This is a genomic window from Dubosiella muris (assembly GCF_004793885.1).
GTDB classification, from domain to species: Bacteria; Bacillota_I; Bacilli_A; order Erysipelotrichales; family Erysipelotrichaceae; genus Dubosiella; species Dubosiella muris.
Window position 1 is genome coordinate 1 of record NZ_SRYG01000035.1, and the last position, 12,084, is coordinate 12,084.

General features: G+C 52.7%; 11 protein-coding genes, 1 pseudogene and 1 riboswitch. All 12 genes and pseudogenes read left to right on the top strand.

Going from position 1 to position 12,084, the window contains the following annotated elements; all coding sequences use genetic code 11:
* Positions 1-67: 67 nt before the first annotated feature.
* The 12 genes and pseudogenes from E5336_RS11700 (at position 68) to E5336_RS11755 (ending at position 12,019) form a co-directional block, all read left to right on the top strand.
* Complete coding sequence (locus E5336_RS11700) at positions 68-1,837, top strand: Na/Pi cotransporter family protein (RefSeq protein WP_135981284.1); 1,770 nt, start codon at positions 68-70, stop codon at positions 1,835-1,837.
* A 42-nt stretch (positions 1,838-1,879) separates the two neighbouring features.
* Entirely contained in the window at positions 1,880-2,422 is a 543-nt protein-coding gene (locus E5336_RS11705; protein ID WP_135981285.1) for a GNAT family N-acetyltransferase, read from the top strand.
* The gene (locus tag E5336_RS11710) at positions 2,391-2,972 is read left to right on the top strand and encodes a GNAT family N-acetyltransferase (protein WP_135981286.1); all 582 of its coding nucleotides are present in this window, start codon (positions 2,391-2,393) and stop codon (positions 2,970-2,972) included. The genes E5336_RS11705 and E5336_RS11710 overlap by 32 nt, the downstream gene beginning before the upstream one ends.
* 2 nt (positions 2,973-2,974) lie before the next feature.
* Positions 2,975-3,076: riboswitch (TPP riboswitch) on the top strand.
* Between the two features lie 53 nt (positions 3,077-3,129).
* Positions 3,130-3,894 carry an ABC transporter permease gene (locus E5336_RS11715; protein ID WP_135981287.1) on the top strand — a complete coding sequence of 255 codons (765 nt, stop codon included), beginning with the start codon at positions 3,130-3,132 and terminating at the stop codon, positions 3,892-3,894.
* The gene (locus tag E5336_RS11720) at positions 3,891-4,919 is read left to right on the top strand and encodes an ABC transporter substrate-binding protein (protein WP_168353665.1); all 1,029 of its coding nucleotides are present in this window, start codon (positions 3,891-3,893) and stop codon (positions 4,917-4,919) included. Before E5336_RS11715 ends, E5336_RS11720 begins: the two co-directional genes overlap by 4 nt.
* The gene (locus tag E5336_RS11725; RefSeq protein ID WP_135981288.1) at positions 4,916-5,650 is read left to right on the top strand and encodes an ABC transporter ATP-binding protein; all 735 of its coding nucleotides are present in this window, start codon (positions 4,916-4,918) and stop codon (positions 5,648-5,650) included. Before E5336_RS11720 ends, E5336_RS11725 begins: the two co-directional genes overlap by 4 nt.
* Complete coding sequence (locus E5336_RS11730; RefSeq protein WP_135981289.1) at positions 5,643-6,326, top strand: TatD family hydrolase; 684 nt, start codon at positions 5,643-5,645, stop codon at positions 6,324-6,326. Before E5336_RS11725 ends, E5336_RS11730 begins: the two co-directional genes overlap by 8 nt.
* A 175-nt stretch (positions 6,327-6,501) precedes the next feature.
* The gene (locus tag E5336_RS11735; RefSeq protein WP_277820866.1) at positions 6,502-7,872 is read left to right on the top strand and encodes a PTS sugar transporter subunit IIC; all 1,371 of its coding nucleotides are present in this window, start codon (positions 6,502-6,504) and stop codon (positions 7,870-7,872) included.
* 4 nt (positions 7,873-7,876) lie between these two features.
* Positions 7,877-8,962, top strand: a complete 1,086-nt coding sequence (locus E5336_RS11740) for a DUF871 domain-containing protein (RefSeq protein ID WP_135981291.1) — start codon at positions 7,877-7,879, stop codon at positions 8,960-8,962.
* A gap of 75 nt (positions 8,963-9,037) precedes the next feature.
* Positions 9,038-9,247: pseudogene (locus tag E5336_RS11745) on the top strand (transposase); the annotation flags it as partial.
* Between the two features lie 433 nt (positions 9,248-9,680).
* The gene (locus E5336_RS11750; protein ID WP_135981293.1) at positions 9,681-10,928 is read left to right on the top strand and encodes a cation:proton antiporter; all 1,248 of its coding nucleotides are present in this window, start codon (positions 9,681-9,683) and stop codon (positions 10,926-10,928) included.
* A gap of 68 nt (positions 10,929-10,996) precedes the next feature.
* Positions 10,997-12,019 carry a dipeptidase gene (locus E5336_RS11755; RefSeq protein WP_338400925.1) on the top strand — a complete coding sequence of 341 codons (1,023 nt, stop codon included), beginning with the start codon at positions 10,997-10,999 and terminating at the stop codon, positions 12,017-12,019.
* Positions 12,020-12,084 lie beyond the last annotated feature (65 nt).

Here is a 12,084-nt window from a genome sequence, read left to right on the forward strand (position 1 = left end):
AAGGAAAAGGTATATAGAATGGCTCAGTTAAATGGGCTAATTCATATATACCAGGGAGAAAGAGAATATGAGTGAGAACATTTTGATGGCTTTGAATCTTTTATGCGGCGTGGCGTTGTTTTTGTATGGAATGTCCTCAATGGGGGACGGACTGAAAAAAGTGGCCGGTAACAAGCTGGAACTGATTTTATACAAGCTGACAAACTCGCCGCTCAAAGGGTTTCTGCTCGGAACCGCGGTGACCGCGGTCATTCAGTCTTCTTCGGCGGCCAGCGTGATGGTCGTTGGATTTGTGAATTCCGGCATGATGAAGGTGTCGCAGGCGATTGGCGTCATTTTGGGCGCCAACATCGGAACGAGCATCACGGGCTGGATCATTTGTCTTTCGTATTTGGACAGCGCGGGCGGCATCGCCTCGTTTTTGTCCTCGGCCACGATTACCGCGGTCGTCGCGATTGTCGGAATTTTGCTGAAGATGTTTGGAAAGAAAGACGTATATACGCATTTGGGCACGATCATGCTCGGTTTTGCCGTGCTGATGACGGGCATGTCCACGATGTCGGCGGCGGTATCGCCTTTGCGAAGTAATCCGGCGTTCATTCAAATCATGACGACCTTGACCAATCCTTTGCTTGGAACGCTGTTTGGGATCGCGTTCGCGGCGCTGCTCCAGTCGGCTTCGGCGGCGGTCGGCGTGCTGCAGGCGCTTTCGACAACCGGCGCGATTGGCTTTGGCGCGGCGTTTCCGATGGTGCTTGGCATTGGTGTGGGCGCCAGCGCGCCAGTGCTGCTGGCGGCGATTGGCGCGAACAAAAACGGCCAGCGGACTTCGTTTTTATATTTGCTCATTGCCGTGGGCGGCATGATTTTGGGGTTTGCGGGCTTTTATGGAGCCAACGCCATTTTGCATTTCCAGTTCGCGCACATGACGATGGATCCGTTCGCGATCGCCATTACGAACACGGTGTACCGGGCGGTGACGATGACGCTCATGCTTCCGGTTTGCGGCGGACTGGAAAAGCTGATTTTCAGGCTGCTGCCGGATACACAGGCGGATCAGGAGTCGACAGCGGAGTTCGATTTGCTTGAAGACCGCTTTTTGTCCAATCCGGACGTGGCGTACGAACAAAGCATGATCGTGATGAACGGTATGGCGAAAAAAGCGCGGAAAAACGTCGATCGCGCGCTGCGTCTGCTGGAAGACTTCTCGCCGGATGGATACCGCAAGGTGGGCGAGCTGGAGCAGACGCTCAACAAGTACGAGGACAAGCTTGGCTCTTATTTAATCAAGCTGACGGGCGCGGGCGTCAGCGAGGAGCAGGGGCAGATCATCAACAAGGCGCTGCAGGCAATCAGCGATTTTGAAAAGCTGAGCGACTACGCGCTGGATATCGCCGACACGGCCAAGGCGATGGCCGAGGCGAAGCTGACGTTTTCCCTAGTGGCGACCGACGAGCTGACCGTGGTCGGCACGGCGATTGAGGAAATGGTCGAGATCACGGTGCGCGGCTTCATCGAAAACGACGCGAAGGAAATCAAGCGGGTGTTCCCGCTTAAGGAGCTAGTGGCGATGAACTGCAACGAAATCAAGAAGCGGCACGTTTTGCGGCTGCGCTCGGGCGAGTGCCACACGCAGCAAGGCCTGGCGCTGTATGATTTGCTCAACGACATGCTCCATATCGCGGATCATTGCGCGAGTCTGGCGCTGGACATCATCAAGATGGATGAAAAGGAATTTAATTTGCATCGGTTCCTGCGCCGATACCAGGAAGAAATCGAAAACGAGTATTCGGATCTTCTGCATCAATATGAAGTGAAGTATTCGATTCAAATGTGATAGAAGGCTCCATCCGGAGCTTTTTTGATAAAAGGAGTAAATATGGTCATACAAACGGAACGGCTTTATTTGAGGGAGCTGACGCCAGACGATTTGGCGTCCTTAAAGGCGCTGATTCAAAACGAAACGGTCATGGAGTCTTATGGCGGGGTGCGCGACGACAAGGAATGCGAAGAATGGCTTTCCCGCCAGCAAGCCCGCTACGCTTCGCTAGGCTACGGGCTTTGGGCTCTGCACTTGAAAGAAAACGACCGGTTTATCGGACAATGCGGCCTGGTGCCGCACGAATGGAAAGGAAAGACGGTTCTTGATCTCGTATACATTTTGGATGTGGGTTTCTGGAATCAGGGCTACGGGACGGAGGCGGCCAAAGCGTGCCGCGACTTCGCGTTCAACACCCTTGGCCAAAGCGAAGTGTATTCGATCATTCGCGACATCAACGAGTATTCCCAAATCATTTCCGTGCGCCTTGGCATGGAAGTGGTCGACCGCAAGACGGATTTGTACCGGGGCGTAAAAAAACCGCACTACTTGTACTGCGCCCGGAGGGACCATGCGCAAAAACGAATCGAAACCCGTTCTTGAAACGGCGCGGCTTTTCCTGCGCGAGATGACGGAAGCCGATCTGGACGATTTGAAGGAGATCTTGCAGGACGAAAAAGTCATGACGGCCTACGAAGGCGCGTTTTCCGAAAAGGAAGTGCGGGACTGGCTTTCCCGCCAGCAAAAACGATATAGAGAATCGAGCCACACGCTCGGATTGTGGGCGGTCGTCGACAAGCAAACGGGCGAGATGCTCGGCCAGTGCGGGGCGACCGAGCAAAACTGGAACGGCGAAACCGTGCTGGAAATCGGGTACTTGTTCAAAAGGAAACACTGGAAGCATGGATACGCCATCGAGGCGGCGAAGGCGTGCAAAGCGTACGTGTTCGACGTACTCAATCAAAACGCGGTGTATTCGATCATCCGCGACACGAATCGAAACAGTCAAAACGTAGCGAAACGAAACGGGATGGACATCGTCGACCACTGGACAAAGCATTACCGGGGCGTGGACATGCCGCACGATTTGTGGCGGGCGGAAAAAAGGGTTTGTGACGAAGTCTTTTTGTGGTATAGTGAAAACGAAAAATAGAAAAAACATGACAGGGGCGCTGAAAAAGCTGAGATGTGCGAAGGCACGGTCTCTTTGAACCTGATCCGGTTAATACCGGCGGAGGGAGTCATATGGATCACGTAGTGGACAGGCGCTCTTTCGGGTGCCTGTTTTTTCGTCTTGAAAAGGGAGGGTTATGAAGAAAAAAAGTCAGAAAATCGTGTTGCCGCTGCTATTGTTCGGGCTTGTGATTGGAGGCTGGGAGCTTTACGTGCGGGCGTTCGACATTTCACTGTATATTTTGCCGGCTCCATCGAAAATCATTGCCGCGGTGGTCGATAACGTAAACATCCTGATGCGCCATTCGCTTGTCACGCTGGAGGAGGCGCTGATCGGACTGGGCATCAGCGCGGTGTTCGCGATCCTGATTTCCATCGGCATGGACTTGTCGAAAACGTTCCGGTCAAGCTTGTATCCGTATTTGATCGTGACGCAGACCGTTCCGGTCATGGTGCTTGGACCGCTGTTTTCAATTTGGTTCGGCTTTGATTTGCTGCCGAAGATCCTGATCGTCGTGTTCATGTGTTTTTTCCCGATTGCCGTCTCGCTGACGGACGCGCTCCAGAAAGTCGACCCTAAACAAATCGACCTGGTGAAAAGTTTGGGAGCCAACGTATTCCAGGTGTACACGCTTGTCAAGATCCCGGCAGGGGCGACCGGTCTGTTTTCGGGATTGAAAGTGGCGGCCACATATTGCGTGGGTGGCGCGATCGTCGGCGAGTGGCTTTCAAGCAGCGCGGGCCTCGGATATTATATGCTGCGCGTGAAAAACGGCTATATGCTCGATAAGGTGTTCGCTTGTGTGCTCATGGTCGTGTTTTGGAGCGTGCTGCTCAATTTGGGCGTTTCGATGCTGGAGAAATTGTGTTTTCCGTATTTAAGAAAAGGAGCAAGAAAATGAAAAACAAAGGAAAAAAGAAATCGTGGATTCAAAAACTAGGCGTGGCGGCGGCGCTGTCACTGGTACTGACCGGTTGCGGAAGCGAAAATCCGGATGCGCAGGCTTCCGATACGACGAGCGTCACGCTTATGCTCGACTATACGCCCAACACGAACCATACCGGCTTTTATGTCGCCCAACACAATGGGTACTACGAAGCGGAAGGATTGGACGTGGAAATCATCGAGCCGGGCGACAACGCGACGACTTCGATGGTCGCGGCCGGGAAAGCCGACTTTGGCGTTTCCTATCAGGAGGATGTCACATACGCCTTGACGAGCGAGGATCCGCTGCCGATCAAGACGATCGCGGCAATCGTGCAGCACAACACGTCGGGGTTCGTGGCGCTTGAGAGCATGGGCATCGACTCGGTAAAAGACTTTGAAGGAAAGACATACGCGGGTTGGGGCGCGCCAAGCGAGGAAGCCGTCATTCACGCGGTGATGAACGAGGCGGGCGCCGATTTCGACAAGCTGACGATCGTGGGCGCGGATGGATCGGGCATCGCGGGCTTGTCCGATACGACAGGGCCGAACAAAGTCAATTTAGGCTGGGAGTTTTACGGCTGGGCCGTCATTCAGGCGCAGCAGGCCGGATACAAGGTGAAGTACATTCCGCTATCCGAGCTTGACGAGCGGCTTGATTACTACACGCCGGTCATCATCGCCAACGACGAGACTCTCGAAAACGACCCGGAAATGGTGAAAAAGTTTATGGCGGCCACCAAAAAGGGATACGAGTACGCCATCGAGCATCCGCAGGAGGCGGCAAAGATCCTGCACGAGGACGCGCTGCCGGATACGGACCTTTCTTTTCTGGAAGCCTCGCAGCAGTATTTGAGCGCCGAATACGCCCGTGACGCGAAAAGCTGGGGCTTGATGAAAGATTCGGTATGGAACAACTACACCGACTTCATGTACGAATGTGGTCTGATTGATCATAAAATCGAAGCCCGTGATCAGTATACGAACGCGTTCGTGCAATGAAGCTGCGTGTGGACCATTTGCGCCTCGCTTTCGATGGCGCGCTGATTTTGGACAACCTTTCGTTTGAAGTGCGGGAGCGGGAATTTGTGTCGATCCTGGGACCGTCGGGTTGTGGAAAATCGACGATCCTGAATATTCTGGCCGGCGTGCTGCCCGATTATGACGGATGCGTGGAAGTCGATGGCGAGCCGGTTTTCGGGGTGAGCCGGCATTTCGCGTACATGCCGCAAAACGACTTGCTGCTGGAATGGAAGACGATCCTTGACAACGTGTCGCTGTATGGCCTCATCCATCATGATCGCTCGATCCGCCAAAAAGCGCAGGCGGATTTCAAGACGTTTGGTTTGGAAGGCTACGAGGGGGCGTATCCTTCCGCGCTTTCCGGAGGCATGCGGCAGCGGGCGGCGTTTTTGCGGACCTCGCTTTGCGAAGCCGACATCCTGCTGCTGGACGAGCCGTTTGGCGCGCTCGACGTCATTACCCGCAACGAGATGCAGGACTGGCTGCTTTCACTGCGGACACGCTACAACCGCACGACGCTGCTCGTGACGCACGATATAGACGAAGCGCTGTATTTGTCGGACCGCATTTTGATTTTATCAAACAAGCCGTCCAGGATCCTGAAGGAAATCGACTTGCGACAGCAATCGAAATCACGGGACTGGCTGTTTTCGCAAAGCCGGCTGAAAAAGGAGATCTACGACCTTTTGAAAGGGGAAAATCATGCATGACGCGCATTTTCATTTTTCATCAAAGATCCTCGCCGCGCAAAAAAAGTACGGCATCCCTTCCTTGTGCAGCGCGGCAAGTGTAAAGGAGTGGCAAACCGCGATGGAAAACGGGTTGCGCTGCTCGTGTGGTGTGCATCCGTGGTCGGCAAGCCATGAGCGCTTAAACGAAATGAAGCCGTTGCTCAAGCAGGCGCGGATCATTGGCGAGATCGGAATGGACTCGGTGTGGTGCGATACGGATATGACACTGCAAAAAGACGTGTTCGTCAAGCAGATCGAATACGCGTACCAGCACCATAAGCCGGTCGTTTTGCATACGAAAGGGCAGGAGCAGGCGATTTTGGATATTTTGCGCCAATACCCGAACACGTACATCGTGCACTGGTATTCGGATTGGGCGGGCGTCGAGGCGTATGATAAGATCGCATCGTATTTTACGGTGGGGCCTTCAGTGGGCAAGGACGAGACGGTGACGAATCTCGTCAGAAAGATCCCGTTGGAAAAGCTGTTGCTGGAAAGCGACGGACTCGAAGCGCTCGAATGGGCGTGCGGGGATGTGGAGTATGTTGAGGCTTTGCGCAGGTCGATTGAAAAGATCGCGGCAATCAAAGGAAAGACGCCAAAGGAAACCGAGCGGATCCTGGATGAAAACTTCGCTCGAATGATGGAGGAATAGGAAAATCCTGTTTCTCCTTTTTTCCTTTTCACATGAATATACAATATACAGTAGATTGAATATTTTCGGGCGCGGCGGTGGAATTTAAAGCGCTTTCATGATTTAATCCTGACAGAAACCAATAAATATTGTGGGTAGAAAGGATTTTATTTTTATGCATGGTTTTTTAACTTGGATGGAAGAACACTTTATGCCGGCCGCGGCGAAAGTGGGAAATCAAAAACATCTGATGGCGATTCGGGACGCTTTTATCGCCATTATGCCGATTACGATGGTTGGCAGTATCTCTGTTCTGCTGAATGTCTTTGTCCGGGATCTTCCAAACTCCTGGTGGGGAGAGGGCAACGCGCTGACCACGGCGATGGAGCCGCTCATCAAAATCAATGGCAACGTGTATTTTGGCTCGATCACGATTTTGGCGCTGGCGTTCGCGTTCGCTTTGGGCTATCAAATCGCCAAAGCGTATCATGTCAATCCGATCGCGGGCGGCGTGATCGCGTTCTCGGCCGTCGTCACGTGTATGAACCAGAGCGCGGTGTTCGATCTCGCGCTGGACAAAGTCGATGTTTCCCAGCTCGCCGCGCTGCAAGGCCTTGGCGTGGACGCCATCGCGAAGGAAGGCGTCGTGAGCCTTTCCGTATCGGAATGGGGCTATTTGGGCAGCGCCTACACCGGGGCGACCGGCTTGTTCACGGCGCTGATCGTCGGCCTGGTGTCCTCGATGATTTATGTCAAGCTCATGCTCGCCAACATCACGATCAAAATGCCGGAAAACGTGCCGCCGGCGGTCAGCCAGTCGTTCGCGGCCATCATTCCGGGCTGCGTCGCGATTTACGTGTTCGCCATCGTGACGCAGTGCTGCGTGGCGTGGGGCGGCATGTATCCAAACGAGCTCATTCAAAAGTGGCTTCAGGCGCCGCTGATGGGCTTGTCGCAAAACATGTTCAGCGCCATTCTCGTGTCGTTTCTGGTGCAGGTGCTGTGGTTTTTCGGACTGCATGGCTCCAACATTCTCGACCCGTTCGTGCTGGGCGTGTACACCCCGGCCTTGCTGGAGGACCTCGCCTATTTCGAGGAGCACCGCACGACCGACGGCATGCCGTACATTTGGACGCAAGGCTCGTTCGCCGCGTATTCGCAAATGGGTGGGGCCGGCGTCACGCTCGGCTTGCTAATTGCGATCTTCGTGTTCTCGAAGCGCAAGGACGTGCGCGAGGTGGCGAAGCTGTCGGCGCCGATGGGGCTGTTCAACATTAACGAGCCAGTCATTTTCGGCCTTCCAATCGTTTTGAACCCGATCTATTTCATTCCGTGGCTTATCGTGCCGCCGGTTTGCACGCTGGTCGCCTACTTGTTTACGGCGGGCGGCTTGATTCCGCCTGTGTACGTGCAAGTACCTTGGGTCATGCCGGCTGGTATTTACGCGTTTTTAGGAACGGGCGGAAATCTGATGGCCGGTTTGGTTTCGTTGCTCAACCTGGGAATCTCGTTTTTGATTTGGTCGCCGTTCGTGTTGCTCGCCAACCGGATGAAGGACGCGGAGTAAGCCGATGCGAAGACTCGGTATTTCGATTTATCCGGAGCACGCCTCTCTGGACCAAAACAAACAATACATTGACGTGGCCGCACGCCATGGATTCAAGCGCATCTTCACATGCCTGCTGTCGGTCGACAAGCCGAAAGCGGAAGTCGAGGCGGAGTTCAAGGAACTGATCGACTTCGCGCATGAAAAGGGAATGGAAGTCGTGTTGGATGTGGCGCCGTACGTGTTCGACCGGCTCGGTATTTCCTATGACGATTTGTCGTTTTTCGCCGCCATCCACGCCGACGGCATCCGGCTGGACGAAGGGTTCGACGGGCATCGGGAGGCGCAAATGACGTACAATCCGCAGCGGCTGAAAATCGAGCTGAACGCGTCGATGGACAACGCGTCGATTGAGAACATCATGCGCTACAAGCCGAATGTGGACTACTTGCTGACGTGCCATAATTTTTATCCGCAGCGCTATTCGGGCTTAAGTTTCGACACGTTTCAGCGCACGTCGCAGGCGATGCGTCAAATGAACCTTCCGGTCGCGGCGTTTATTTCCAGCCGGCAGCCGGGCGCGTTTGGACCGTGGAACGTCAACGAGGGGTTGTGCACGCTGGAAATGCACCGCGATCTGCCGATCGACTTGCAGGCGCGTCACTTGTTCGCGACGGGTCTGGTGGACGATGTGCTCATCGCCAACTGCTTTCCATCCCAGGCGGAACTGGAATCCCTGGCGCAAATCGACCCGGGCGTGCTGACTTTGCGGATCGAGCTGGAAGGCACCCCGGGCGATGTGGAGGAGCAGATCCTGTTCCATCACGCCCACGAGGTGCGGGGCGACCGCAACGCGTATTCGGCCAGAAGCACTTCGCCAAGACGGACGTTCAAGACCGCTTCGATCCCGCCGCGAAACACGCGCGATCTCAAGCGGGGCGACATCGTCATCGTGAACGAGACGTACGACCGCTACAAAGGCGAGCTGCATGTCGTATTGCGGGACATGCCTAACGACGGGAAGAAAAACGTCGTCGCCCGTTTGCCAGAAGAGGAGTGGATCCTGTTGGATTATTTGGACGCGTGGCGGACATTCAAACTCATACAATAAGAAAAGAGAGAGTGGTTCATCCATTCTCTTTTTTGGCGAATATATGCGCTAAAAAGAGAATAACAATGTACGCAATCAAAGAACCATACGAAATTGATTCAAAGACATGTATGGCAGGAGTATTTGGATCGTGCCGAAGAGATGCGCAAAACAGCACAATGGAAAAGTCATTATAAAAACAGAAAAGAAACAATCGAAAAAGTATTTGCGGAAAACAAAGAATATCACAATTTAAGATATACGAGAGTTCGTGGTTTGGAAAAAATCAATTCCAGGCGACGATGATTTTTGCGTGTCATAATCTAATGAAAATGGCCCGAAGAAAGTGGGATATAAAAGAAATGCAGGAAAAGAAATGGGAAGAAATGGCAAAGAAGTAGAGGGAAACCTCTAATTTTTTAGTTTCTGGGCATCAAAGTCGAGCGAAGTCATAAAAACCAAAACAAAAAAAAGAAAAACGAACTCCCACTTTATAAAAAGTAGGAATTCGTCAACACTCTGGGCGGACGGAAGTCCGCTTTTTTGTGAAAACGCTTTACCTATTGCATAATTTGACTTTTTATCCGGAATAAAAAATAAAAAAGGGAAAGAGTGTGGAGGTGAAAACGTTTACTTAGGGAAAAACAAATTTTATAGTCAAGAGGTATGAAAAAAGTATAGCTTTTTGCCATAATACGGGTGTAATATACCTGTTGCATGCGATATATGGAGGATATATATGGAAAGCTATCGTTATTTACTCGATATCGCGATCATCCTGCTGTTTACGAAAGCATTCGGCATTTTCTCGAAAAAACTGAGGATGCCAAGCGTCGTCGGCGCGCTGATCGCGGGAATCGTGCTTGGTCCAGCTGTGCTCAACATCGTTGAGCCAAGCAATTTGATCTCTGCGTTATCCGAAATCGGTGTCATCGTCCTGATGTTCTCCGCCGGTTTGGAAACAAGTATTACGGATCTGAAAAAAGCGGGCTTTAAGGCATTCATCATTGCCTTGTTCGGAGTGCTCATCCCTCTGGCGGTCGGCTATTTGATCGGTATGATTTACAACGTCGGTCCGCAGGCGTGGATCGAAAACCTGTTCATTGGTGTCATCTTCACGGCAACCAGTGTGGGAATTACCGTTGAAACACTCAAAGAAATGCACTGCATGAGCACAGAAAGCGGCAACGTTATTTTGGCCGCCGCCGTCATTGACGACGTGCTTGGTATCGTCTGCCTCACGCTTGTAACAGGTATGGCCGACAGCAGTGTCAATGTCGGAGTCGTTCTCTTGAAGATCTTAGGCTTCTTCATTTTCTCGATCATTGTCGGCGTGATTATGCACAAAGTATTCAAATGGTGGTTCAGTCACGATCCGAACCATGGTTTGCAGCGATATTCGATCGTATCCTTCGCGTTCGCCCTCATCATGGCTTACTGCTCCGAAGAGTTCTTCGGTGTTGCCGACATCACCGGCAGCTTTGTTGCTGGTCTCATTATTTCCGGAACCGCGCAAAGCGAATATGTGATGAAGCGAATCGGCACGTTGTCCTACATGCTGATTACGCCAATCTTCTTCGCCAGCATCGGTTTGAAACTGGAACCGATCCAGGTGACTTGGGGACTGGTCGGCCTCGTCGTCTTGTTGTGCGTGGCAGCCGTCCTGACAAAAATCATCGGTTGCGGCGGCGGCGCCCTGCTTTGCCGGTACAACCCGGCCCAGTCGCTGCGAATCGGCTGCGGTATGATCTCGCGTGGCGAGGTCGCCCTCATCGTGGCCGACAAGGGAATGAATCTAGGCATCCTGCCGGAAATGTTCGTGACGCCGATCTTGCTTTGCGTCGTGTTCACAACCGTCATCACCCCGATCTTCCTCAAGATTGTTTACAAGCATAAACCAGGCGATCCGGACTTCAAAAATTCGAAGATGAGCGCCTTTGAAAAAGACGAAATTCAACACGAGCTTGCCAACCCGATGGTTGAGTAATCTCGCGACCCGCCCTGCGCGGGTTTTTTTTTACAAAACTGTCCGATCGCAACGAGGCGAAACGCGGTATGATGGAAGCGGAGGAAAACGAAATGAAATACATTGACATGCATTGCGATACCGTTTTGGAATGGCTGGAGCAAGAAGAGCGCGGAACAAAGCCCGACTTCGTGAACAATGCCTTGTCCGTCGATTTAAGCAAGCTGCAAAAAGGCGGCTGCATGGTTCAGAACTTCGCCTTGTTCACGAATTTAAAAAAGGAAGCCGTACCCGAAAAAGAAACGATGAAACTATACGACATGTATTGCCGGATGCTGGAGGAAAACCGCGACCGCGTCGCGCCGGTTCTTCGATATGCCGACATTGAAAAAAACGCGCGCGAAGGCAAAATCTCCGCGCTGCTGACCTTGGAGGAGGGCGATGTCGTTTTCGGCTCGCTGGCGATGCTTCGAAACTATTACCGCATGGGCGTGCGCATGATTGCGCTGACATGGAACCACCCCAACGCCATCGGCCATCCCAACTTCTCGATGGACGCGTTTGACGACTACAAGGCGGCCGACGTCTTGCAGCGCGCCGACACAAAACACGGCTTGAACGCGTTTGGCATCCGGTATGTGCGTGAAATGGAGCGGCTCGGCATTTTGATCGACGTTTCCCATCTATCCGACGCGGGATTTTGGGATGTCGTGCGCCATACGACCAAGCCCTTCGTGGCGTCGCATTCCAACGCCCACGGGGTATGTCCGGTGGCGCGCAATTTAAGTGACGACATGATTTTGGCGCTCGCCCGGCGCGGCGGTGTCATGGGATTGAATTTTTGCGGCGACTTTTTAAAGCTGGATGGAACGAACAAGAGCCGCGTCGAAGACATGGTTGCCCACATCGACTATATCAAGGCGCTGGCCGGCGTCGACGTCATCGGGCTGGGAACGGATTTCGACGGCATCCAGTCGGATTTGGAAATCGAGGACGCTTCCCAGATCGGCAAGCTGGCGCAGGCGCTGCGCCATCATGGCTATACGGAAGAGGAGATCGAGAAAATATTTTACAAAAATGTGTTGCGTGTTTATCAAAATGGGCTAGAATAAGAACAGTTTGAAAGACAACTATATAGGAAGTCAAGTATAAAATCATGAAATAGTTTGAAATATTA